The organism is Streptomyces sp. NPDC088261 (assembly GCF_044740805.1).
Lineage (GTDB): Bacteria > Actinomycetota > Actinomycetes > Streptomycetales > Streptomycetaceae > Streptomyces.
In genome coordinates this window covers 412,986-435,648 of sequence record NZ_JBIURL010000001.1, presented here as the reverse complement: position 1 = coordinate 435,648, position 22,663 = coordinate 412,986, and the positions used below count along the sequence as shown (strand labels likewise).

At 72.5% G+C, this 22,663-nt stretch carries 21 protein-coding genes and 1 pseudogene; 17 read left to right on the top strand and 5 right to left on the bottom strand.

Going from position 1 to position 22,663, the window contains the following annotated elements:
• Positions 1-46: 46 nt before the first annotated feature.
• Positions 47-1,045, bottom strand: coding sequence for a zinc-binding alcohol dehydrogenase (locus ACIODU_RS01835; protein ID WP_401762767.1), 999 nt, complete (start codon positions 1,043-1,045; stop codon positions 47-49).
• Positions 1,046-1,734: 689 nt separating this feature from the next.
• Between ACIODU_RS01835 and ACIODU_RS01830 the strand changes: the two genes are divergently transcribed.
• The 5 genes and pseudogenes from ACIODU_RS01830 to ACIODU_RS01810 all read left to right on the top strand — a co-directional run bounded on the left by ACIODU_RS01830 (position 1,735) and on the right by ACIODU_RS01810 (position 4,211).
• The gene (locus tag ACIODU_RS01830; protein WP_401762765.1) at positions 1,735-2,517 is read left to right on the top strand and encodes a CDP-alcohol phosphatidyltransferase family protein; all 783 of its coding nucleotides are present in this window, start codon (positions 1,735-1,737) and stop codon (positions 2,515-2,517) included.
• 97 nt (positions 2,518-2,614) lie between these two features.
• Positions 2,615-3,088 (top strand): DUF4259 domain-containing protein, encoded by a 474-nt coding sequence (locus tag ACIODU_RS01825; RefSeq protein WP_401762762.1) that lies wholly within the window; start codon positions 2,615-2,617, stop codon positions 3,086-3,088.
• A pseudogene (locus ACIODU_RS01820) lies at positions 3,079-3,365 on the top strand (hypothetical protein). Before ACIODU_RS01825 ends, ACIODU_RS01820 begins: the two are co-directional and overlap by 10 nt.
• Positions 3,366-3,386: 21 nt before the next feature.
• Positions 3,387-3,521, top strand: a complete 135-nt coding sequence (locus tag ACIODU_RS01815) for a hypothetical protein (RefSeq protein WP_401762759.1) — start codon at positions 3,387-3,389, stop codon at positions 3,519-3,521.
• A gap of 30 nt (positions 3,522-3,551) precedes the next feature.
• Complete coding sequence (locus ACIODU_RS01810; protein WP_401762756.1) at positions 3,552-4,211, top strand: GPP34 family phosphoprotein; 660 nt, start codon at positions 3,552-3,554, stop codon at positions 4,209-4,211.
• Positions 4,212-4,266: 55 nt separating this feature from the next.
• On the opposite strand, the gene ACIODU_RS01805 is transcribed toward ACIODU_RS01810, so the two are convergent.
• Positions 4,267-4,758 (bottom strand): DinB family protein, encoded by a 492-nt coding sequence (locus tag ACIODU_RS01805; RefSeq protein WP_401763493.1) that lies wholly within the window; start codon positions 4,756-4,758, stop codon positions 4,267-4,269.
• Between the two features lie 258 nt (positions 4,759-5,016).
• Here ACIODU_RS01805 and ACIODU_RS01800 point away from each other — a divergent pair, with 258 nt between their 5' ends.
• From ACIODU_RS01800 to ACIODU_RS01755, 10 genes are all read left to right on the top strand, one after another.
• Positions 5,017-5,319, top strand: a complete 303-nt coding sequence (locus ACIODU_RS01800; protein WP_401762753.1) for a hypothetical protein — start codon at positions 5,017-5,019, stop codon at positions 5,317-5,319.
• A gap of 201 nt (positions 5,320-5,520) precedes the next feature.
• Positions 5,521-6,876, top strand: a complete 1,356-nt coding sequence (gene eccD / locus ACIODU_RS01795) for a type VII secretion integral membrane protein EccD (protein WP_401762750.1) — start codon at positions 5,521-5,523, stop codon at positions 6,874-6,876.
• A gap of 190 nt (positions 6,877-7,066) precedes the next feature.
• Positions 7,067-8,266: a MinD/ParA family protein gene (locus ACIODU_RS01790; protein WP_401762747.1), complete on the top strand. Its 1,200-nt coding sequence runs from the start codon at positions 7,067-7,069 to the stop codon at positions 8,264-8,266.
• Between the two features lie 5 nt (positions 8,267-8,271).
• Positions 8,272-12,291 (top strand): type VII secretion protein EccCa, encoded by a 4,020-nt coding sequence (eccCa, locus tag ACIODU_RS01785; RefSeq protein WP_401762744.1) that lies wholly within the window; start codon positions 8,272-8,274, stop codon positions 12,289-12,291.
• A 126-nt stretch (positions 12,292-12,417) separates the two neighbouring features.
• A complete protein-coding gene (locus tag ACIODU_RS01780; RefSeq protein WP_401762741.1) occupies positions 12,418-13,854 on the top strand; it encodes a DUF6177 family protein in 1,437 nt (478 codons plus the stop codon).
• 115 nt (positions 13,855-13,969) lie between these two features.
• Positions 13,970-14,302, top strand: coding sequence for a hypothetical protein (locus ACIODU_RS01775; protein WP_356418420.1), 333 nt, complete (start codon positions 13,970-13,972; stop codon positions 14,300-14,302).
• A gap of 61 nt (positions 14,303-14,363) precedes the next feature.
• The gene (locus ACIODU_RS01770) at positions 14,364-14,675 is read left to right on the top strand and encodes a pore-forming ESAT-6 family protein (protein WP_356418423.1); all 312 of its coding nucleotides are present in this window, start codon (positions 14,364-14,366) and stop codon (positions 14,673-14,675) included.
• 51 nt (positions 14,676-14,726) lie between these two features.
• On the top strand, positions 14,727-15,161 hold the full coding sequence (locus ACIODU_RS01765) for a DUF6507 family protein (RefSeq protein WP_356418426.1): 435 nt from the start codon (positions 14,727-14,729) through the stop codon (positions 15,159-15,161).
• A 106-nt stretch (positions 15,162-15,267) separates the two neighbouring features.
• Positions 15,268-18,174 (top strand): hypothetical protein, encoded by a 2,907-nt coding sequence (locus ACIODU_RS01760; RefSeq protein ID WP_401762737.1) that lies wholly within the window; start codon positions 15,268-15,270, stop codon positions 18,172-18,174.
• On the top strand, positions 18,171-19,034 hold the full coding sequence (locus tag ACIODU_RS01755) for an immunity 49 family protein (protein WP_401762735.1): 864 nt from the start codon (positions 18,171-18,173) through the stop codon (positions 19,032-19,034). The genes ACIODU_RS01760 and ACIODU_RS01755 overlap by 4 nt, the downstream gene beginning before the upstream one ends.
• A 45-nt stretch (positions 19,035-19,079) precedes the next feature.
• Here ACIODU_RS01755 and ACIODU_RS01750 read toward each other — a convergent pair whose 3' ends face one another.
• Positions 19,080-20,078: an FAD-dependent oxidoreductase gene (locus ACIODU_RS01750; RefSeq protein ID WP_401762734.1), complete on the bottom strand. Its 999-nt coding sequence runs from the start codon at positions 20,076-20,078 to the stop codon at positions 19,080-19,082.
• 231 nt (positions 20,079-20,309) lie between these two features.
• On the opposite strand from ACIODU_RS01750, the gene ACIODU_RS01745 reads away from it, so the two are divergent.
• On the top strand, positions 20,310-21,242 hold the full coding sequence (locus tag ACIODU_RS01745; protein ID WP_401762731.1) for a LysR family transcriptional regulator: 933 nt from the start codon (positions 20,310-20,312) through the stop codon (positions 21,240-21,242).
• 47 nt (positions 21,243-21,289) lie between these two features.
• Here the strand turns inward: ACIODU_RS01745 and ACIODU_RS01740 are convergent, their stop codons facing one another.
• Together ACIODU_RS01740 and ACIODU_RS01735 are read right to left on the bottom strand one after the other, a co-directional pair.
• Positions 21,290-21,901 (bottom strand): DUF998 domain-containing protein, encoded by a 612-nt coding sequence (locus ACIODU_RS01740; RefSeq protein ID WP_356418440.1) that lies wholly within the window; start codon positions 21,899-21,901, stop codon positions 21,290-21,292.
• A 37-nt stretch (positions 21,902-21,938) separates the two neighbouring features.
• Positions 21,939-22,256: a hypothetical protein gene (locus tag ACIODU_RS01735; protein ID WP_401762727.1), complete on the bottom strand. Its 318-nt coding sequence runs from the start codon at positions 22,254-22,256 to the stop codon at positions 21,939-21,941.
• An 89-nt stretch (positions 22,257-22,345) separates the two neighbouring features.
• Here ACIODU_RS01735 and ACIODU_RS01730 point away from each other — a divergent pair, with 89 nt between their 5' ends.
• A complete protein-coding gene (locus ACIODU_RS01730; RefSeq protein WP_401762725.1) occupies positions 22,346-22,663 on the top strand; it encodes an oligopeptide/dipeptide ABC transporter ATP-binding protein in 318 nt (105 codons plus the stop codon).

Genomic DNA, 22,663 nt, shown 5'->3' with positions numbered 1-22,663 from the left:
CGATTAGTACGGTGAACGCCCGCCACTTGTTCACCCCGCACGCACTTCAGCTCCCGGCGGGCTCCGCCTCGGGACCGTACCGGACGCGATGGCACAGTCCCGGCACCTCGCCCCCGGCGATTCCGGCGAGTACGCGCGGCAGCTCCTCGAAGGCGCATTCGCCGGTGACCAGCGCGTCGAACGCCGGGTCGGCGAGCAGGTCGAGCGCGAGCGCCAACCGGTCGGCGAAGGTCCGCCGCGAGCGCCGGGCCGCCGACACCATGCCCACCTGGCTGCTGCGCAGCACGAGCCGGCCGGAGTGGAACGCCTCGCCCAGCGGCACGCTGATCCGCCGGTCGCCGTACCAGCTCAGCTCCAGCACCGTGCCCTCCGGAGCGAGCAGTTCCAGCGAGCGCGCGAGCCCCGCCTCGGTGGCGCTGGCGTGGACGACCAGGTCGCGGTCGCCCAGCGCGTCCGCCGGGAGCGCGAAGTCCACGCCGAGCGCGCCGGCGACGGCCGCGCGGCCGGGGTCGGCGTCGACCAACTGGACGCGTACGGCCGGGTATCGGGCGAGGACGGCGGCGACGGACGCGCCGACCATGCCCGCCCCGACCACCGCGATCCGGTCCCCGAGGAGGGGCGCGGCGTCCCAGACGGCGTTCACCGCGGTCTCCACGGTGCCGGCCAGGATCGCCCGGGAGGCGGGGACGTCGTCCGGTACGGGGGTGACCGCGCTCGCGGGGACGACGTAGCGGGTCTGGTGCGGGTAGAGGCAGAAGACCGTACGGCCGAGCAGGTGCGCGGGGCCCTCCTCGACGAGGCCGACGTTGAGGTAGCCGTACTTGACGGGCCCGGGGAAGTCGCCGTCCTGGAACGGCGCGCGCATCGCGGCGTGCTGACTCTCCGGCACGCCGCCGCGGAAGACGGTGGACTCCGTACCCCTGCTCACGCCGGAGGAGAGCGTGCGCACCACGACGTCGTCGTCGCCCGGTTCCGGCAGGACGACATCCCGGATCTCGCCGTGCCCGGGGGCGCGGAGCCAGAATGCGCGGGCCTTGCGCTCCATGTGGTGTCCTCCTGGACCTGAACGCTCGGGGAGCGGTTTGCGTAGTGCTGGTTACGAGGCCGCGATCACCGTACGCGGCACGCATCGAGTCGGCCACACAGCCGGGGTGAACGGTGAACATGTACAACACGCACGTACACGCACCTGTCCAGCGCGGTGCCGGGATACCTGGGGGCGCTGGGCTGCCGGGGGCCGGTGGGGTCGGCGGGGGCGCTGGGGCCGCTGGTCTGCTGGGGGCCGCTGGGGTCGCCGGGCCCTCGGGGGGCGCGGCGGTCGCGCCTGCGGGGGGAGTCGCCAGGATCGCCGGGGTGACGGGGGTCGCTGGGTTGACGGGGATCGCTGGGGTGACCGGGGCGCCCGGGGTGCCCGGGGTGGCGGGGGTGGCCGGGCTCTCCGAGGCGGCCAGGACGCTCGGGATATCGAAGGCCCTGGGGGCGCTGGGAGCGGCGGCAGCAGTAGGTACGGTGGCGGGTACGGCGGCTACGGCCGGGACGTCCCGGGCTCCGCGCCCGCCACGCGCCCCGCGCGAGCCGCGTGCGCGGAGCGCGCATCGTGCGCCGGGCCTGCCTGGCGCGGTACGTACGCCGCGTACGCCCCGCGTGGCGCACGCCCCCAGCGCGCCGCGCACCCCCCGCCTGTCGCGCCTGTCCCGCCTGCCGCACACCCCACGCACCCCAAACACCCCGCACGTGTCTCACGTGTCGCTGTCCCACCAGGCCAAGCTGGTACGGCGCGAGACGGCCGCCGGACTCGCCGCGCAGGCGCTCCTGTTGCTGCTGCTCAGCAAGGCGATCGGGCTGGGCCCCGCCGGATGGCTGACGGGGGCGGCGGTCGCGATCGCCACCTGGGCCGTACTCACACGCGCCCTGAGCCGTTCCTGGTCACGACCCTTCGGCCCGGCGAACCGCGTCACCCTCGCCCGCGCGACCCTCGTCGGCGGAGTCGCGGCGCTGGTCGCCGACTCCTTCGAGAGCCCGCCGCCCCTCACCGCCCTGGTCGCGCTCGCCACGGTGGCGCTGATCCTCGACGCGGTCGACGGCCAGGTCGCGCGCCGTACCGGCACGTCGTCCAAGCTCGGGGCGCGTTTCGACATGGAGGTCGACGCGTTCCTCATCCTTGTGCTGAGCGTCTTCGTCGCGACGTCGCTGGGCGCGTGGGTGCTCCTGATCGGCGTGATGAGGTACGGCTTCGTCGCGGCGGCCCGCTTCCTGCCGTGGCTGAACGGCTCCCTCCCCCCGAGCACGGCCCGCAAGACGGTCGCGGCGCTCCAGGGGATCATCCTCCTCACGACGGCGTCAGGTCTCCTCCCGTACGTCCCCGCCCTCGTGGTCGTGATCGCGGCGCTGACCCTGCTGACCTGGTCGTTCGCCCGAGACATCATCTGGCTCCACCGCACCGGCCAGGGCGAGGGCCACGGCCAGGGGAAGACTCCGCCGGCCACGGTCCCGACCACGCCGCCGAAGCCCGCCTGAGGTCGGCTGACCGGCGGTTTTTTCTCGCCCCGGTGACGGATGTCAGTGGCTCCTGGAACCATGCTTTCGTCTCGGACAGCACTATCAGGAGTCACGCATGGGGACGTGGGGAACCGGCCCGTTCGACAACGACCTCGCCGCAGACTTCGTCGACGGACTCGCCGGACTCACCCGCCAGCAGCTCATCGACGTGCTTGCGCGGGCATTCCAGCGAGTCATCGACTCGGGAGAGCGAGTCGACGGCGGAGACGGGGCCGAAGCTGTGGCCGCCGGCGCCCTAGTCGCCAGCACCCTCCCGGACAGCCCCATCGTCATCGACCCCGATGACGGCCCCAGGGAACCGCTGCCCGAACTGCCGGCCTCACTTGTCGTGTCGGCGAGACTCGCACTGGACCGGGTTCTCCGGGACGGATCAGAAATGGCAACCGGCTGGGTGGACAGTGCCGACGCCGACCAGTGGCGCCAGGAAGTGCGTCAGATTCTCCAGGCACAGCCGCCGGGCGGCGTCGGCTCTGCGGCGGCGACGGCCGTCGTGGCCCGGGCCGCGTGGGAAAGTGGGTCATGCCTGTGACCAACGAGTGGCTGGCCGGTCCGGCCCCGAAGGGGCGCCTCGGTCGGGAACGTCTGGAAGAGCGCATCCTCAACCTGCTGTCGTCGCAGAACATGTGCGTGATCGCGACGCCGGGCCCGGGCCCGGAGGGGCCGCTCGCGACGCCGGTGCGGTATGTCCACCTCGCCGCTGATCCACTGTTGTGGTGGTCGAGGCGGAGCGGATCGTCTGCACCGAGCACTGGTTGAGGCGCGATGGCTTCGCGCCTCGGCAGTTCTGGACCAGGCCGGAGCGGTAGCCCGGGGGCAGTAGCCCGAGGATGGGCCGGCCGCGCCTCCCGGTCTTCATGCTGTACGCCGGGCCGGTCGCCGATACCGATACCGCACTCCGGCACGGCTGCCGGTGGGTCCCGCTCGGCGCGGCGGTGGCCGGGACGGGCGCGGTGCTGCTCTGATGGGTGCCTATGTGACGCGTGGAGGTGACCATGAGCACAGCGCGGGAGCTGCTGATCGTCGCGATGGACATGACGTCCGTCCGTACGGTGGAGCGGGGCGCCCTGTCGCTCGCCCTCGCGGGAGCCGAGGCGATCGACCTCCTGGCGGTGGGGGCGATCACCCTGGACGGGGACCGCATTGTTCCCTCCGACGGGTCGGCTGCGGACCGCCCCCCGGCCACGGGTGGGCCTGGCGGGACCGACCTCCCGGGCGATCCGCTGTTGAGTGACGCCGCGTCCTCGTTCGTACGGCAGGCGCCGTACGAGTCCGTCGGCAACTGGCTCTGGCGCAGGGGGCGGAACCTGTCCGCCATATATACCGCCGCGCTGGAGGCGGAAGGGCAGCTCGTCCGCCGGCACCACCGCCGGTGGGGCGTGTTCCGGTCCAGTGAACTTGTCCTGGTCGACTCCCCCGCCCGCCGCCGGGCCGCCGACCGCTGGAGGGCCGACGAGCCGGTCCTGGCCGCGCTCGCCACGGCCGTCGGTATCCGCGACAAGCGGACGGACGACTCCCCGGCCGTGACCGACGAGGCGGTGGGGACCGTACTGACAGCCGTCGATGACGCGTTGAGCGAACTGACGGCGGAGTCCGAACGCCGCGCCCACAAACTGGACGACGCCGCCATCACCAACGTACGGCGCGGATACTGACCGTGCGCCTCCGCCTCGTTGCGATCGGCAATATCCGTAACCGTCCGGACTCCTCTCAGACGCCCGTCCGGCCGTCGACCCGTTCGCGGACAAGATCGGCGTGGCCGCAGTGGCGGGCGTATTCCGTGATCATGTGGGTGTAGATCCAGCGCAGCGTGACCTGTCCGCCCATGAACGGGCTGGTGTCGTCCAGCGCGCGGTCCGCGCAGTTCTTCCGCGCGTGGTCCATCTCCGCGTGCCACGCGGACAACGCCTGGTCGAAGGTGACCTCCTCGGTGAGGTCGAAACCGCCGTCCGTCGCCTCGATGTCGGCGTCGGGGGAGTAGATCGGCGGGGCGTCCTCCTGGACCAGCACCCGCCGGAACCAGTTCCGCTCGACCTCCGCCGCGTGCTGGACGAGGCCGAGCAGGGTGATGGACGACGGCGCGGCGGAAGCCTCGCGGAGTTGGTGCTCCGCCAGGCCGTCGCACTTCTGGGCCAGGGTCGTACGGTAGAAGTCGAGCCAGCTCTCCAGGGACGTCCGCTCGTCGGCGTCCAGCGGGGGCATGGCGCGGGGGGTGCCCGGCGTGGCCGGGGTGGGGGACGAAGTGCTCATGTCCGTCATCGTGGCACGGGGGTCTGACAACGGCCCGCGGCAACGGGCGGGAACGGGCTCGTCAAAGCGGCGGATCTCGAACAGAATGACGCCTCGGGGCAACTCTCGGTGGTGCCCCACTGACACGACGAGCGACGAGCGACAAGCGACAAGCGGACGACCGACGAGCGACGAACGAACGGCGAACGACAGGGGCGGCGGGGGCGCGGCATGGCACGGGACTACGACAGTCAGCTTCTGGAGTCGGTGGCGGTACGCCGGCGCAGGATGCGGGACGCCCTGCTCTTCGGCGCCCAACGCGTCCGCCGTACGGCGGACGAGCGGCTCGGGAAGGTGTTCGCGGGCATCGCCATCGCGGCCGTCCTGTGTGCGGGGTGCGTCGGCTGGTCCTTCCTCCAGGCCACCCTGGCGAAGCAGAAGGCCGAGCAGGAGAAGCAACGGCAGGTCCAGGAGCAGCAGTACGACAGGAGCAGCGCTACGGACGGCCGGCTGCCGATCCGGGCACACCGTTGAGCCACGCCGCAGACCTACACCGCAGAGACGAGCCGAAAACAGGGGGAGGGCGCGGAATGTGCGAGACCCATCCGTCAATTGCGTGCGACAGGACGGGCTTTCAGTGAAGGCGACGGAACAGAATCGCGAGCCCGCGGCGCCGCCACCGACCGCGCCCGAAATCCCCAAAGCGCCCGACAACCCGATGATAGGTTCCGGCACGTGGTGACCACAGCGGCAACTTCGCGGGCGCAACTGAGCCGGGTGACCCTGGTCGGTGAGCGGCGCCGGGCCGACATCGTCCTGCCCTCCGACACCCCCATCGGGCAACTGCTGCCGGACATCCTCCAGTTGCTGGACGACCGGGCCGCGTCGCGCCCGATGACCCGGCAGTTGATCACGTCCGACGGTTCCGCGCTGCCGCACGACAGCACGCTCGCGTCGGCCGGCATAGCCGACGGCGCGGTGCTGCGGCTCGTACGGGCCCACTCCGCGCCGCCCGCCCCGGTCGTGCACGACGTCACCGACCAGGTGGCCGACGACCTCGACCTCCAGGCGTGGCGCTGGCGCCCCGCCGCGCGCCGGGCCAGCGCGGGGGTGGCGACCGTCGCGTTCGCCGTGGTCGCCGCGCTGCTCGCCCGGGGCGAGTTCGCGCTCGACGCCCTGGCCGGCGTCCTGGTGGCCGTCACGCTGGTCCTCCTCGTGGCCGGCGCGCTCGCCGCCCGGGTCGGGGAGGGCAACCGGGGGCTCGCCACCGCGCTCCTGCTCGCCTCCGGCGCGCTCGGCGTGCTCACCGCGTGGACCGCCGCCGACGCGTACGGCTGGCCGGGCACCGCGCGCCTCGCCGCCGTCGCGGGCGCGCTGACCCTGACGCTCGTACTCCTCGGCCTCTTCTCGCCGTTGGGCCGCGGCGGCCTCATCGGCGCCGCCGCGACGGCCGCGATCACCGTGGTGTGGGAGGCCGTCGCCGCCGCCCAGGACGACCCGGCGCGGCTCGGTGCTGTCATGGCCGTCTTCTCCGTGGTGCTGCTCGGCCTGCTGCCGCGCCTCGCCCTGATGGCGTCGGGGCTCACCGCGCTCGACGACCGCCGCTCGGGCGGCGTCTCCGTCAGCCGTCACCAGGTGGGCAACGCCCTCGCCGCCACCCACCGCGGCCTCGCCCTCGCGACGACGGCCACGGCGGTGTCGGCGGCCGGCGCGGGCTGGCTGCTCACCCTGGCCGACGAACCGACCGTGTGGACCGTGACGCTGCCGTCCCTCGTCGCCGTGGTGCTGCTGTCCAGGGCGCGGGCCTTTCCGCTGGTCGCGGAGGTCGTGGCGCTGCTGGCCGCCGCCGCGGTCCTCGTCGTGCGTCTCGTGATGCTGTGGATGGGACACGCCGGCGGCGCCGGGCCGCTCGCGCTGCTGTGCGCGGCGGCGGTGCTGCCGCTTCTCGTCCTGGCGGTGCAGCCGCCGGAGCATGTGCGGGTCCGGCTGCGGCGCGTGGCCGATCTGGTCGAGTCCATCGGGGTGGTGGGGCTGTTCCCGCTCGCGATCGGGGTGTTCGGGGTGTACGGGCAGTTGCTCGACAAGTTCTGAGTACGGCACGCGGATCGGCACGCGGATTCGGCACACGGATTCGGTACGGGGAGTTCCAGCACGGGCAGTTCCGTACGGCGGGTTCCGTACGGCGGGTTCGGTACGGGCAGTTCGGTACGGCGGATTCGATACGGCCGGTTCGGTACGGCAGCAGCGTCGGGGCGGAAGCGGAAAGGGAGGGCGTACGGACATGGCGGACCGGGACAACTGGCAGGGGGACGTCCTGCGCGACCTGCGGGGCGGGGCCTCGCAGCGTACGCAGGGGGCTCAAGAGGCCCCGCGTCCCGACGGACAGGCGTCGCAGCCACAGGCCACGGAAACACCGGCGCCCCCCGCCCCGCCCCTACAGGCCCCAGCCCTCGAAAGCCCCCCACCCCAGCCCGCACCCACCCCGGCACCACACGTGGCTCAGCCCACCCCCAACCCCGCCCCCAACGCCATCCCCACCCCCCGTCCCCGTTCCCGCCCCACCCCCGACTCCCGCCCCGTCGTGGACCCCGGCCTCGCCGCCGCCGTACGCAAGCCGCGGCACGGCGAGTCCCTCGCCGCCCGTGGCGTACGCGCCGCCCGCCGCGCCGTCTCCTCCTCCGTCGCCCGCGAGGTCGCCGACGCCACCCGCGACGCCGAGATACTCCAGCAGCCCGTGACCACCGGCCGGCAGATCGCCGTCACCTCCATCCGGGGCGGCGCGGGCAAGTCGACCGTCGCCGCGCTGCTGGGCACGACGTACGCGCACTACCGCCAGGACCCCGTCCTCGTGGTCGAGGCCGATCCGGCGCTCGGCTCGCTCCCGCTGCGGCTCGGCGCCACGTCACTGCGCTGGACCACCGGCGACGTCGCGCAGATCGTGGAGCCGCAGATGTCGCTGCTCGACATCACCGGCTACCTCGTCCAACTCCCCGACAACGCGTGGCTGTTGCCCGGCAGCCAGGGCCAGATCGGGGCGATGCTGGACACCGTCACGTACGAGCGCACGATGGTCGCGCTGCGCCGCTACTTCGGTGTCGCGGTCGTCGACTGCGAGACCCTGCCGGCCGAGGTCGCGCGCGCCGCGCTCTCCGCCGCCCAGGCCCGCGTCCTCGCCTCGCCCGCCACGCTGGAGGGCATCACCAGTACGTACGCGGTGCTCCAGTGGATGCGGGGCCTGCCCCGCCAGGTGATCGCCGGCACGGTCGTCGTCCTCACCGAACTCGTCCCGCACGCCGGGCTCGACCTCGGGGAGGCCGCGCAGAAGCTCCGGTCCACCGGGGCGAGCGTCCAAGTCCTGCCGTACGACCGGCACTTGGCGGCTGGCGGCCCGATCCGTACCGACCTGCTGGCGCACCCGACCAGGGAAGCCGTCACCCGCCTCGCGGCGGAGGTCTTCCAGCTCTCGCAGAAACGCCACTGACCACGATGAGCACCCGACTGATCCACCGCCCCGCCAGGACCACCCGCCCCCCGGCCGCCTCCGAGGCGCGCGTCATCGAAGCCCCGCCCAACCTCCCCGAGGGCAAGGCGGGCAACATCGCGATGTCGCTGCTGCCCGTCGCCGGTGTCATGTCGTCCGTCGTGATGATGACGGTCGTACGGAACAGCCAGTTCGCCGCGCTCGGCGCGCTCATCCTCGTCGTCACGGTGATCGGCACCGTCGCGCTCCTCTTCTCGCAGCGCGGCAAGGCCCAGCGCACCCGCCGCACCCAACGCGAGGCTTATCTCGCCTACTTGGAGGACCTGCGCGAGGAACTCTCCGCCGAGGAACGCGAACGGCGCGAGCGCGCCGACGTCCTCAACCCGCCGCCGCACGCGCTGTACGACATCGTGCGCGGCCCGGCCCGCCTGTGGGAACGGCGCAGGGTCGACGGCGACTTCCTGCGCGTGCGCGTCGGGACCGGCGAGATGCCCGTACGCGATCTGAAGGTCGCCCAGCAGGGTTCGTCGGTCCTCACCCCGCCCGACCGCTTCATGCTCAACGAGGCGTCGTCGCTGATGTCCCGCTTCCGCACCGGCACCGAACTCCCGCTCACCGTACCGCTCGACCGCGTCGGCAACGTGAGCGTGATCGGCCCCCGCGAGGACTGCCTGCGGGTCGCCCGCGCCCTGCTCGTCCAGGCCGCCGCCCTGCACGCCCCCGACGACGTGGCGATCGCGCTCGCCGCCCCCGGCGACCGGCTCGCCGACTGGGAGTGGGCCAAGTGGATGCCGCACGTGCTCGACACCGAGCAGTTCGACGGCCCCGTCGCGGCCCGCCGTATCGCCCCCTCCGCACCCCAACTCGCCCGCCAGCTGGGCCCCGAGCTGCGCCGCCGCGCCTCCTACGCCGCCGAGGTGCGCCGCGGCCTGTCCGGCAAGGACGCGCTGTCGATGACGTCCCGGCTGCTCGTCGTCACCGACGGGCACGGCGAGGACGCCGTCGACCTGCCGCTGCCCGACGACGCGGTGGGCCTGCGCGAGATGGGCGTCACCGTCCTGCACCTGCTCGACCAGCGGATCCAGGAGCCGGGTCACGTCGGTGTACGGATCACCGTGGACGGCGACCAGGTGGTCATCGAGGATCTCCGCGCGGAGGAACCGGTCAGCGCCCACGGCACGGTGGACGAGGTCAGCGTCCCGTTCGCCGAGGGCCTGGCCCGGATGCTGGCGCCGCTGCGGCTCTCCGCCGAGTCGCTGGTCGACGCGCCCCTCGCCGGACCCGTCGACTTCGCCGACCTGCTCGGCATCGACGACGTGGCACGGCTCGACCTCGGCCGCCTGTGGGCGCCGCGCGGCGAACGCGCCTTCCTGCGCGTGCCGATCGGCGTCAGCGACTCCCACGAGCCGGTCCTCCTGGACCTCAAGGAATCCTCCGAACTGGGCATGGGACCGCACGGGTTGTGCGTCGGCGCCACCGGCTCCGGCAAGTCCGAACTCCTCCGTACGCTCGTCCTCGCCCTCGTCGCCACGCACCCGCCGGAGGACCTGGCCCTGGTCCTGGTCGACTACAAGGGCGGTGCGACCTTCGCCCCGTTCGCCGAACTGCCGCACGTCGCCGGGGTCATCACCAACCTGGAGAACCAGGCCGGCCTGGTCGAGCGCGTCCACGCCTCGCTCGCGGGCGAGGTCAAGCGCCGCCAGCAGGTGCTCAAGGACGCGGGCAACATCGCCGACATCGGGGACTACGCGGCGCTGCGCGCCGAGCGGCGGCCCGAACTGGAGCCGCTGCCGCACCTGTTCGTCGTCATCGACGAGTTCGGCGAACTCCTCACCGCCAAGCCCGACTTCATCGACCTGTTCCTGTCCATCGGCCGTATCGGCCGCTCCATCGGGGTGCACCTGCTGCTCTCCAGCCAGCGCATCGAGGGCGGCCGGCTCAAGGGCCTGGACACGTACCTCTCGTACCGTCTCGGCCTGCGCACCTTCTCCGCCGACGAGTCCCGGACGGTCCTGGACACTACGGACGCCTTCCACCTGCCGCCGCTGCCCGGCTTCGGCTACCTCAAGGTCGACACCAGCCACTACGAGCGCTTCAAGGCGAGTTACGTCTCCGGCGCCTACCGAGGGCCCGTGCGGCGCGTGGAGGACGAGGACACGGGGCCGCTGGCGCTGGAGTACGAGGCGTTCAACACCCTGGCGTCGAGCGAGGGTTCGGGCCGGCAGGAGCCGTCGGCGCGGCGGCGCGAGACGGGGCCGACCGAGCTGGGCGTCGTCGTCGGCCAGCTCAACGACGCGGCCGGCCCGGTGCGCCGCATCTGGCTGCCGCCGCTGCCGGACGCGCTCACCCTGGACCAGGTGGCGGGGCCGCTGGACGTGGGGCCGCGCGGCATGCAACTGGCGTACGAGCAGGGGGAGGTGGACTCCCGGAAGGGCAGAGGCGGTCGCGGCCGGAGCCCGCTGCGCGTCCCCCTCGGTCTCCTGGACGACCCGACCAGGCAGTGGCAGGGGCAGTGGTACCTGGACCTCACGGTCGCGGGCGGCCACGCCGCCGTCATCGGCGGCCCCCAGTCCGGCAAGACGACCCTGCTGCGCACCCTCGTCCTCGCCCTCGCGCTGACCCACACCCCCCAGGAGGTCGGCGTCTACGGCCTCGACCTGGTGGGCGGCGGCCTCCAGGCGCTGTCCGGGCTGCCGCACGTCGGCGGTATCGCGGGCCGCGCCGACCGCGAGCGGGCGGCCCGTACCGTCGAAGAGGTACGGAACATGCTCGCCGCCCGCGAGGACCTCTTCCGCGAGCACGGCATCGACTCCGTCGACCAACTCCGTACCCTCCACGCGGCGGGCCGGCTGCCGGGCCTCGCCTCCGCCGAGATCGTGCTCGTCATCGACGGATTCGGCGCCCTGCGCGACGACTTCGAGGAGCTGGACGACGCCGTGGTCGACATCCTCAAGCGCGGCGGCGGGTACGGCATCCACGTCGTCGCGGGCATGCTGCGCTGGAACGACGTCCGTATCGCCACGCAGTCGAACTTCGGCACGCGCGTCGAGCTGCGCCTCAACGACCCGACCGATTCCAGCGTCGACCGCAAGCTCGCCGAGACCCTGTCGCCGGACGAGCCGGGCCGGGTCCTCACGGACGCCAAGCTGTTCGCGCAGGTCGCGCTGCCGCGGACGGACGGAGTGGTGGACGTCGCGGACCTGGGCGCCGTACTGGAACGCACCGCCCGTTCCGTCCGGGCGACGTGGAGCGGTGACGTCGCGCAGCCCGTACGGATCCTGCCGCACGTCCTGGAGCCGCACCTCCTGCCGGGCCCCGTCGCCGAACCGCGCCGCGTGCCGATCGGCCTGGACCAGGCGGCGCTCGCGCCCGTCCTGCTCGACCTGTTCGGCCACGACCAGCACCTGCTGGTGCTGGGGGACAGCGAGTGCGGCAAGACGAACCTGCTGAAGACCGTCGCCGCCGGGCTCATCGAGCGGTACGGCGAGGACGACTTGGTCTTCGCGGTGATGGATCCGCGGCGGAGTCTGCGCGGCGCGATCCCGGAGGAGTTCAACGGCGGGTACGCGTACAACACCAAGATGTGCACGGGCCTTTCGCACGGGATCGCCGGCGAACTGGCCAAGCGTCTGCCGGACGACGGCGCGCGGCCGGAGGACCTGGAGCCGGGCAGCTGGGGCAGCGGTCCGCGCATCGTGGTCCTCGTGGACGACTACGACGTGCTGACCACGGCGGGCCAGTCGCCGCTCACCCCGTTCCTGCCGTACATCCCGTCGGCGGTCGACATCGGGCTGCACTTCGTCCTGACGCGCCGGGTCGCGGGCGCGTCGCGGGGGATGTACGAGCCGCTGGTGCAGGGCTTGCGGGAGTCGGGGGCGTCGGCGGTGCTGATGGCGGGGGACCGCAGCGAGGGTCAGCTGTTCCCGGGGGTGTACGCGCGGCAACAGCCCGCCGGGCGCGGGGTGTTCATCCGCAGGGGGCAGGCGAACCGGCTGATCCAGACGGTGTACGGGGCGGCCGGCTGACCCCATGGGACCCAGGCGTTCTGACCCGACATCTCACCGGCCGACATCTCACCGGCCCCCGGCACCTCACCGACCGGCACCTCACCGACCGACACCTCACCGACGACGCGAAGGACGGACGACCCCATGACCAAGGACGTCATCGCCCTGACCTCCCGCATGCCCGACCCGTTGAGTGTGCTCGCGGGCCTGCTGTCCGGCGGTCCCGACAAGCTGGTGGGTACGGAGGCCGACGGCGCCGTCGTCCAGCTCTGCGACGAGCGGGGCCGGCCGCTGGTCTCCGTCGAGGCGCCACTGCTCGTCCAGGTCGCGGGCGAGGCCGAGCGGCTCCTCGGGGCCGTACCCCCGCCGCTCCCGTTCTGGTGGACGGAGGCGCGCGCCACCACCGGGGTGGCTGAGGCCGAGCGGCTCGCCGGGACCTTCGCGGCGAGGCTGGCCTCGCTGGCCGGCGGCACCGCCTGGCCGAGGGCGGCGGCGCGCTCGCTGGCCGTGGTGGAGACCGACGGGGTGAGCGTCGCGCCAGCGCCGGCCGCCGCGCAGCCGGCGGTCGACGTCCTGACCGACAAGGTGGCCGTGGTCATCCAGGATCGTCCGGTGGTCGCCATGACGGCGTGGCTGTCCGACGCCTTCCGGGCCACCGCCCAGGCCGAGTTGGGGCTCCAGATCGTCACCCCGGCGGGGACCACCCTCTCCCCGGCCGTCCGCGACAGCCTGGGCGGCTGGCCGTCGCGGTGGGTCGTACAGGACGAGCGGGACGGCTACTACGACGGCCTCTCCGGCGCCGTACTGCGGTGGCAGGAAGGGATGTTCGCGACGGTCGTGGCGGCGGACGCGACGCCGGACGACCCCCGTACGCCGGTGGCCGCGGCCTTCAAGGAGGTGGCGGACACCGGCGAGCGCCAACTGGCCGTCTCCTTCCGGGCCGTGCGTCCGGCGGACGACCGGCTGGTCCTGGGCGGCGCGCTGGAGGCGGTGTGGCGGGAGCTGACCGGCGGGCCGCCGGCGGGCTGGGGCACCGCGGAGCCCGCCAACCTCCCGTGGTCGCCCGCCCGTTTGACCGAGGTGGCCTTCGCGCGGGCGCCCGAGCCGACGTGGGCCGTGGTGGTCGGCACCCCGGAGCGGCCCGGTCTAGCGACCGTCCGCGTCAGCCGTACGAAGGCGGGGGTCGAGGAGGACGTCCGGCTGGCGTTCGGCTACGGCCCCGATGAGGAACCGCCGCTGGACGCGCTGCGCCGTACGGCGGAGACGCTGGCCACACGCCACCACCTCCAGTCGATGCTCGTTCAACTCCGCAAAGCACGGCGGGACCTGGGGGTGCCGCCGCGCTTCGAGGGGCCGGGCGTCCCGGTGGCGTTCGTGCTCGGCGCGGAGGAGGTCCGTACGATGCCCGGCGACCGCGCCCGGCGCACCCCGCTGCCCGAACCGCCCGTACCCCTCGGCCCGAAGGCCCGTCCCGCGCTGTACTACCCGCTGCCGGGCGACCCCTCCGACCTGGCGGGATGGGCGCAATTCGAGCGCCTGATGCGGCACTTGAAGGGGCCCGGCGGCGCCGAGGGTGCGTGAGCGGTGTCATGTCATGTGTTGGTCACAGACAGCCGATAAGTCATTGCGTTTGTGACGGCGGGGTTGATAGGGATGGAGGGACGTACATTCATTTGGAACGACCGGGGGGAGTCCGATGAAGTTCGACATGGGGACGCAGGTCCTGTCCACGCTGATGTCGCAGTCGCAGGGTTCGAGTACCGATCTGGGCGTGCTGATCCGGCAGTTGGTGCAGGCGGCGGAGCCGTTGGAGGGGAAGTTCAACGGCGCGGGCAAGGTGGCGTTCGACTCGTTCAAGTCGCGCTCGGACGAGATCACGGCGGCGCTGAACGGCGCGCTGTCGGCGATCCTGGGCGGTCAGTCGGGGATGGAGACGGCGTTCGGCTCCGGTGACCAGGAGCAGGGCGACAACGCGCAGTCGCAGATGTCGGCGGCGAACTTCGACGCGGCGCGCTTCTCGGGCCGCTGAGGGGCCTACGTACACCCGTACCACACAGGACTGAGCACATCTCACGGGGAGAGTGATTGTGATGGCTGCTGGCAGTGACCGTCGTTCGTACGACACGGGCGCGTCCACGGAGGCGCAGGGCAACCTCCAGTCGGTGATCGGCCAGTTGGAGTCGGTGATCGCGGCGCGTGACGCGCAGGTGAAGGCGGCGATGTCGGACTTCGCGGCGGACGGCGTGGCGGACGAGTACCACGGCAAGGAACTGCGCTGGACCAGCGCGTCCCAAGAGGTCAAGAACATCATCCAGTTGTTGAAGACGACGCTGGAGAAGAACGACGGGACGGCGCAGCAGACGCTGTCGCGGGCGAAGTCGGCGGTCGACAACATCGGCTGAGCCCCTTCGCCGGGGTGAGGTGACGGTTCGGTTCACGGGGGAGCGTGCGTCATGGCGTCGTGGGACATCAAACCGCAGGGTGTGCAGGGTCAGTTGAAGACCGTGGGCACGCACGCGGGCGAGTTGGAGAAGGCCCTGACCGCGCTGGTGGCGGACATGGCGGAGGCCGCGCAGGCGGCGGGCACGGCGGTGCCGGGCTCGATGGTGCACAGCGGTGCGCCGTTGCAGGGTCCGGTCGCGGTGGGCCAGGCGCCGTTGCGGGCGAAGGCGACGGGACCGGTGGCGGCGGCCCTGGGCGAGTATCTCGGCAACCGCCAGCCGGACTTCAAGGCGATGGCCGAGCGGATCGAGGCGTCCATCCTGGGGGCGGCGACGGCCACCAACGAGTACATCGAGGGTGACCTGGAGGCCGCGAAGCACGCCCAGGACGCGGCGAAGGCGGTTCAGCTGGAGGCGCTGAGGGAAGCGGCCGGGGGGCCCAAATGACCAGGGGCCCGCGGGAGATGGCCATCGGGCCGCAGGAGATGACCGGGGCGGCGCATGACCGGGGGTGCACGCGCGACCGGGGTGCACGCATGAGTGGGGGGCACGCATGAGTGGGGACGCGCCGGTCGACCCGGCGGAGATCCCGGTCTTCACCGGGAATCTGGAACTGCTGGACGAGAAGGTGAAGGCGATCTCGGGCGCCGGCCCGAAGATCTCCACCGCCACGAGTGACGTGCACACGAGCTTCGGCGGGCTGCGGGCGTTCTACCAGGCGCCCGAGGCCGAGCAGTTGTTCGCGGTGACAAAGCCGGTCGCGGACATCGGGCTGTCGCTCAGTTCCGACCTGTGTGTCATCGCGGGTGCGCTGGGGACGTACGCGAACGACGCGCGGCCGTTGAAGGACAAGCTGGACGCGCTGCGGGCGGAGGCGACGGCCTTCCGCGCGAAGGTCGCGGACGACGACGAGTGGCGCGAGGACGGCGACCTCATCGAGGAGAACCTCGACCGGCGCAACGAGGTCGCCGAGGTGTGGACGGCGTTCCAGGAGGTGGAGCGCGCGGCGTACGCGAAGATCGTGGCGCTGTTCTGCGGGACGCCGCTGAAGGTGAACGACGGCTCGAACCAGCCGGGCATGTACGGCTACGACGCAGAGGCGTTGAAGCAGTCGAAGAGCCTGCCGTGGGGCGACGCGGTGGCCGAGTCGGTGCCGTGGTGGCAGGTGTGGGAGCACGCGTACGACTTCGGCAAGGGCATCGTCGTCGACGGCGTGTGGGGCACGATCAAGGGCCTGGGCACGCTGGTGGGTTTCAGCGGCTGGGACGCGGCGGGCCAGGCGTGGACGGGCCTGGGCAAGCTGGCGACCGGCGTACTCATCACCGCCGTCCCCGGTGTGGGCGCGGCCTATTGGGCGATGCCGGAGGACAAACTGCCGTCCTGGCTGCGTGATTCGCGTACGGCGATGAAGGAGACGGGCAAGGCGCTGCTGGCCTGGGACCAGTGGAGCGAGAACCCGTCCCGGGCGGCCGGCGCGGTCACGTTCAACGTGGTGACGACGGTGTTCACCGGCGGTACGGGCGGTGCGGCGGCGGGCGCGGGCAAGGCGGGCGCGGCGGCGAAGGTGCTGTCCGTGGCGGGCAAGGCGAGCCGGGCGATCGACCCGATGACGTACGTCTTCAAGGGCGCGGGCGCCGGCCTGTCGAAGATCGGTGACGTGATGGCGGGCCTGAAGGGCCTGGGCAACGTCAGCCTCCCGGCCTTCCCGGAGGGCACGATCGCCCTGCCCGAGGGCGCCGTGAAACTCCCCGACGGCACGATCCACCTCCCGGAGGGCGCGGCGCTCCCGGAGGGCGCGGCGAAACTCCCGGACGGCACGGTCCGCCTCCCGGAGGGCACCACCACCCTCCCTCCGGGCACGGTCCGCCTGCCGGTGGAGGGGCCGCCCCAATTCCTGGACCGCTCGGGCAACATCCTGCGGGAGGACGGCAGCGTCCTCCGACGCGCCGAGGACGCACCGGTCGAAAAGCCCCCGGTGGCCGGGGCGGACACCCCGCGAACGGACGCCCCGCGAACGGACGCCCCGCGAACGGACGCCCCTCGGGCGGACATCCCGCGGGTGGAGACCCCGGTCAGGGAGCCGGCCCTGGTGGGCGCGGCCTCCCGCACGGGCGACGACGTGATCCGGGTGGGCGCGGACCTCTCGGACCCGGTCCGAGTGGGCGACAACGCCCCCGTCCGGCAGCCCGACGGAACCCCCCTCGGCACAGCGGGCAACCACCTCCCGGGGGGCCGGGCGCCCGACCACATGCCCACGAACAACCTCGACAACACCCCGAGCGGCCGCCCGTCGGACAACACCCCCACCGGCCACCCGGCGGACAACACCCCACGCGGCAGCGACCACACCCCACCGACCCCCCGCCCGGACTCTCCGGCCACGGGGCCCGCCGTCGGCCACGACCTCCCCGGCTCGGCCCATTCCGGGCCGCCGGGCGGTGGTGGTTTGGACGACGCCGCCCGCGTCGGGGATGACGCGGCCCGCGCCGGGGACGACGCCGCCCGCGCCGGGGACGACGCGACTCCGCCGCGGCGTGAGCCGGTGCCGCGTCCCAGCTTCATGCGCGACGGCGAGAACCCGTACGGACCGCGCGGGTCCCTCACACGCGAGCAGATCGAGGACATCCAGCTCTACCGCGCCAACGAGGAGCCGGGCTACTTCGAGGACCACTACCGGAAGGACGGCACGCGCAAGAACCTGGAGGTCCACGACCAGAGCGGATACACCCCGCCGCAACTGACCCGGCTGTCGGACGACGTCCCGTGGATGCGTGCCAAGGACGCTCCGGCGCCCCCCAAACCCCACTTCCTCGACCCCAGCTACGTCAGGGTGGGAGCGGACACCGTCACGGACGCCTCCAGGCGCCGGATCCTGGAAGAGGCCGCGCAGGAACGCCACCTGGCCATCAAATGGGACAACATCGTCGCGGAGTTGAAGGCGGAGACGGGCCGCGCCCACGCGGCCCAGGGCACGCCCGAGTCCGCCGGGCTCTGGGGCGAGGCCAGGGGGGCGTACAAGGAATCCCACACGGCGATGGGAGACGCGGCGGAGGCGTTCGGCGAGAAGGCGGCGGAATACCACTACATCGCCGAGCGCCACCCGGACTTCGAGCGACAGACTCTCCTCGGCCCGAAGAACGGAAACGACCAGTTCGATCAGGTATGGAAGCACGAGGACGGTCGGGTCGTCGTCATTGAGGCCAAGAGCAGCGTCGAGACCGAGCTGGGCAGGCGCAATCTTCCGGGATCCGGGCAGGTGTCCCAGGGAAGCAAGGAATACTTCATGGACATCATCAAGGCCATGGAGAAGCGAGGCGAATTCGAGCTCGTGGGCGACCTGAAGAAGGCGCTCGACGAGGGCAACCTGGAATACGTCGTCGTCAAGGGTGAGAAGAACGCCGGTACGTACACTGGCTACCAATATCGACGGTTCGACATCAGCAAGGGGACTCTTCCGTGACCGTAGTTGTGGCCCGGCATGGGCTGGCGGGGGGACCCGACGCCGAGAGTTACGCGGAGCGGCTGGGCGCGCACCTGGCCAAGGAAATGAGCCGCCTTGAACACTCGACGTATCTGATCGACTCCACGTTCAGTACGGCTCTCCTGCTGGTGAGTGCCCGAAGCGTCATCGATCCGCGGGCGGCGGCGGTGGAGACGTGGGAAGCCGTGGTCAACGCGATGCAGTTGGGGTCGGCGCTGTTCGAGGTGACGGCGGTGAGCGAGGGAACCGTCGAATACCGGATCGACCGGAAGCTGTGGGATCTCCCGGCCGCCGGCCCGATGCCGTCCGCCGACGCGGGGAACTGGCTGACCGCGTTCTGGTTGGCGGTCGTCTGCCGTGACCAGGGGCGGATGACGCGGCTGTGCGACATCCCGTTGGAGCGGCTGCGCTCGCCCGAGGGGAAGTACGACGAGTACGTCTACCACTGGGTGGACGTACTCCAGACGTACTGGCAGCGTCGGCCTGGGCTGGTGGAGAAGCTCACCGCCGCGCTCCAGGCGTCGGATCCCTCGGTCGCTCGGATCACTCCGAAGGACATGTTGCAGGGGCTGATGTATCCGCCGATCAACCTCTTCTATCACTTCGTGCGCAAGGACGAGGAGGGCTTCGGCCCGGCCCTGGAAGAGGCCCTGCAACTGCACAAGTTGTACTGGACCCTGAACGAGGACCGGGCGAAGGACATCGACGGCAGCTTCGCCCTCGGTCCGTTGGCCATTGCCTGTCTCGCGTACGACGGCGGTTTCCGGATCGAGGTCGAGTCCGAGTACCTGCCCAAGCACCTCCTTGAGCGGGGATGGCTGGGCGAGTTTCCCACCTGAGGCGCTGCTCGGGGGTGGTGTGCCCGGGACCGTCCGCCCCTCCCGTCACGTCGTTGCCGCCAGGCGGGCCGTTTCGGTGGCGCAGCCCCAGGAGAGGGTGACTCCTGAGCCGCTGTGGCCGTAGTTGTGGATCACGGGGGTGGCGGGGAGCAGGTGGGGGTCGCGTTCCAGGCGTACGCCCGCGGGGCGGTGGGGGCGGAGGCCGACCGGGTGGGACAGGACGGGCGCGCCGGCCAGGCGGGGTTCGAGGGCGGTGCAGCGGGACAGGATCGCCGACGCCGTCGTGGGGTCGGGCGAGAGATCCCAGCGGTCCACTTCGAACGTGCCGCCCAGCACGACGTCCGTACGGCGCGGGTGTACATACGTGAAGCCCTCCGGGTGGTCCTGCACGCGCAGCGAGGTGCGCAGTCCCGGGTTCGACACCAGGACGAGTTGACCCCGTACCGGAGTCATCGTGGGGTCGCCGCAGAGCGAACCCGCCGCCAGGCCCGCCGCGTTGACTATGAGCGGGGCCCAAACGGCCGCCTCGGAGAGGTGGTTGATCCGGCGGTGGTGCAGGAGGCCGCCCGCCGCCAGGAAGCGGGTCACCAGCCAGTCGAGGTAGACCGGCATGTCGACCGTCGGCGCGTCGAAGGACCAGCCGTCCGTCCAGGGGCCGTTCGCCTCGTCCGTACGGAGGCGGCGCAGGCCGGGGACGGCCGACGCCCACCACGGGCGCGCGGTGTCAGGGGCCGCGGTGTCAGGGGCCGCGGTGTACGTCCGGCAGGGGCCGAGCGTGACCCCGGGGACGCCGTCGGCGGCCTGGCGGGCGAGTTCGGCGTAGGTGTCCGCCGCCCGTACGGTGAGGTCGTGGCCGGGCCGTACACCCGTCGGGTACCACACCGCGGCCGCCACGGACGACGTCCTGGCGGGCAGTGCCTCGTCGGTCACCACCAGGACGCTCGCGCCGAGTTCGAGCAGCCGTATCGCCGTGGTGAGCCCGATGATCCCGCCCCCGACCACGACGACGTCCGCCTTCATGGATTTCGGTGGTTGTGGTTTCACAGTGCGTTCCTCTCTCCCCGTCGGTGTTTCCGGAGCGCGCAGAAGCGCGCCGGAGCGCTCTTCCAGGACGCCAGGTACGGCCCGGCGTTGTCCAAGACGCGTTCGCGCGGCGGCGATACGGGGTGCCTATCGGCGGCGGTACGGGGGGTGCCCATCGCGATACGGTCCGCTTATGGGCCCGCCGGAAATCCGTCTTGGAGGGGGCCCGGGCGCGGCCCCTACCATCGGTTCATGGACCTGCGACGACTGCGTTATTTCGCCGTACTGGCAGAGGAGTTGAACTTCACCCGGGCCGCCCGGCGGCTCCACATCGCCCAGCCCGCCCTGAGCCAGCAGATCCAGGCGCTGGAACGGCAGGTCGGCGCCCGGCTGGTGCTCCGGGAGTCCAAGGGGTGCTCCCTGACGCCGGTGGGCGTGGTGGTCGCCGAGGAGGCGGGCCGCCTCCTGCGGCAGGCCGAGGCCGCCGAGCGGCGCATCCAGGCCGCGGTGCACGGGCGGGCCGGCCGGCTGCGGCTCGCGTACACCCGTTCGGCGCGGGGCGGGGTGGTCGACGCGCTGGTCAGTGAGTTCCGCAGCCGGTACGGGGACATCGAGCTGAGCGTCCAGACCGGCTGGACCGCCCACAACGTGGCGGAACTGCGCGCGGGCCGGCTGGACGCCGCCTTCGTCCGGCCGCCCATCGACGAGGCCCCCGAGCTGCGCTACCTCGTGCTGTCCGAGGAGGAACTGCTGCTGGCGCTGCCGGCCGGGCACCCGCTCGCCGGGTTACGTACCAGGATCACCCGCGAGCAGATCGCCGACGAGCCGGTGATCCTCTTCCCCCGGGAGAACGGCCCCGGCATGCACGACCTGATCACCCGTCAGGTGTGGCCGAACGGCCCCCGTATCGTCCGGCAGGAGCCCGACGACGAGCAACTTCTGCTCGCGGTGGCCGCCGCGCACGGCATCTCGGCGGTCCCGGCGGGCCGCGCGCACGCGCTGCGGCTTCCCGGCGTACGGCTGCGCCACCTCAGCGCGCCCGTACCGACGGTCCCGCTGGCACTGGCGTACCACCCGGGGGCCGACCTGCGGGTGGTGAATCTGCTGCTGCCGTTGGTGGGGGGTGGTGGGGCGGCGGCCGGCGGTGGGCCGGCCGGTGGGGCGGACGTCCCCGGTCAGGCGTAGGTCGTGGGCCGCGGCCCGCGGCCCCCGCGCATCACCGCATCACCGGATCACGCCGTTTCGCGGCTCTCGCGCCGTTCGTGCACGGGGTAGTGCAGGCAAGAGGTCACCACGAGCAGCGGCCACAAAGCCTGGGCGGCGGTCAGGACGCGTTCCGCGACGCCGGCGGCTCCGCCGCTCTGCAACTCGACCAGGAACCACGCCGCCCCGAGAACCATCACCGCGCTCGCCGCGATCGACGCCGGGAGCTGGAGCGCCCACGGCCCGGTCCTGGAGCGATGGGCGGCCAGCACCGGCCACGCCGCCATGAGGGCGAACCCGATGGTGACCACCGTCCCGTGGGGGAAGTTGCCCCCGCGCACCGGCGCGGGGAAGATCGTCAGCGCGATCGCCGACACACCGCCGCCCGCGAGCGCCAGCCGTCCGGGCAGCCGCGCGGCCTTGAGTCCGCGCGCGGTGGCCAGATAGCACGTGCCGAGGGTGACGAGCATGGCGTTCATCACCCAGTAGCCGGGTGCCCCGTAGGCCGCCAGGATGCTGATCGTCTGGGTGACGGGGTTGTAACCGGGTCCCTGCAAGACCTCCGCGGTCGCCCACCCACCGACCAGCAGGAGGGGAGCGGACCCGGACGAGAGCAAGGCCCACCAGGGTGCGAGTCGCATCAGATCAGACTAAATGCCACATTCCTCCCGCCGCTCCTCACACGCGGAGGACCGGAACGCGAATACCCCGCGCCCGAGGACCTGACGCGAATACCCCGCGCGCCCCCGCAAGCGCGCCCCCTACCCCAGGGCCGCCCCGCCGCCCCCCCCGCACGTGCTCGGGTACGGCGCCGAGCGCGTCGCGGCCGGGCGGTTCGCGGCCGGGCGGTGTCCCTTGCGCCTGCTCGTCGGTGACGACGACCACCCGGTCGTGCTCCCGGTAGTGGCGGGTGACGGCCCCGGCCGTGTCCGTACCGCCGAGGTCGTGGAACCGCTTCAGCGCCTGGAGCACGGACGCGCCGCGCCCGACCTCCACCGGCCGGCTGCCGGAGCCGAACTCGACCAGGTCGACGCGCTCGGCCCGGACAGCCAGGGCGCCCCCGACACCCGTACACGCGGGCGCTGTTGGCCGCGATCCCGCAGCCCGACGGCGCGGGCCGGCTCCCCGCCGAACTCCCCGGCGACGTACCGGCCCCGCCCGCACCCCCGAGCGGCTGCCGCTTCCACCCACGCTGCCCGCTCGCCTTCGAGGGCTGCGACCGCGAGGACCCGCAGGTGATCGACATCTTCGAGGACCTGGCGGTGGCCCGCTACTGGCTCCAGGTCGACTTCCACAGCTCCCCCTCCGTACAAGCACGCAACACAGCGATCCTGCAATGCAGCGGCCCCGGGGGCCCGTGGCTGATCGTCCACTTGCACGAGGACATCGACGGCTCGTCGTAG

Excerpts from the sequence above, each read along its gene's own strand:
- ACIODU_RS01810 (WP_401762756.1), top strand. The coding sequence starts at position 3,552 with ATGAGCACAGCGCGGGAGCTGCTGATCGTCGCGATGGACATGACGTCC.
- ACIODU_RS01765 (WP_356418426.1), top strand. The coding sequence starts at position 14,727 with ATGGCGTCGTGGGACATCAAACCGCAGGGTGTGCAGGGTCAGTTGAAG.
- ACIODU_RS01800 (WP_401762753.1), top strand. The coding sequence starts at position 5,017 with ATGGCACGGGACTACGACAGTCAGCTTCTGGAGTCGGTGGCGGTACGC.
- ACIODU_RS01815 (WP_401762759.1), top strand. The coding sequence starts at position 3,387 with ATGGGCCGGCCGCGCCTCCCGGTCTTCATGCTGTACGCCGGGCCGGTC.
- ACIODU_RS01775 (WP_356418420.1), top strand. The coding sequence starts at position 13,970 with ATGAAGTTCGACATGGGGACGCAGGTCCTGTCCACGCTGATGTCGCAG.
- eccCa (WP_401762744.1), top strand. The coding sequence starts at position 8,272 with ATGAGCACCCGACTGATCCACCGCCCCGCCAGGACCACCCGCCCCCCG.
- ACIODU_RS01790 (WP_401762747.1), top strand. The coding sequence starts at position 7,067 with ATGGCGGACCGGGACAACTGGCAGGGGGACGTCCTGCGCGACCTGCGG.
- ACIODU_RS01770 (WP_356418423.1), top strand. The coding sequence starts at position 14,364 with ATGGCTGCTGGCAGTGACCGTCGTTCGTACGACACGGGCGCGTCCACG.
- ACIODU_RS01825 (WP_401762762.1), top strand. The coding sequence starts at position 2,615 with ATGGGGACGTGGGGAACCGGCCCGTTCGACAACGACCTCGCCGCAGAC.
- ACIODU_RS01805 (WP_401763493.1), bottom strand. The coding sequence starts at position 4,758 with ATGCCCCCGCTGGACGCCGACGAGCGGACGTCCCTGGAGAGCTGGCTC.
- ACIODU_RS01780 (WP_401762741.1), top strand. The coding sequence starts at position 12,418 with ATGACCAAGGACGTCATCGCCCTGACCTCCCGCATGCCCGACCCGTTG.
- ACIODU_RS01835 (WP_401762767.1), bottom strand. The coding sequence starts at position 1,045 with ATGGAGCGCAAGGCCCGCGCATTCTGGCTCCGCGCCCCCGGGCACGGC.
- ACIODU_RS01745 (WP_401762731.1), top strand. The coding sequence starts at position 20,310 with ATGGACCTGCGACGACTGCGTTATTTCGCCGTACTGGCAGAGGAGTTG.
- ACIODU_RS01740 (WP_356418440.1), bottom strand. The coding sequence starts at position 21,901 with ATGCGACTCGCACCCTGGTGGGCCTTGCTCTCGTCCGGGTCCGCTCCC.
- ACIODU_RS01760 (WP_401762737.1), top strand. The coding sequence starts at position 15,268 with ATGAGTGGGGACGCGCCGGTCGACCCGGCGGAGATCCCGGTCTTCACC.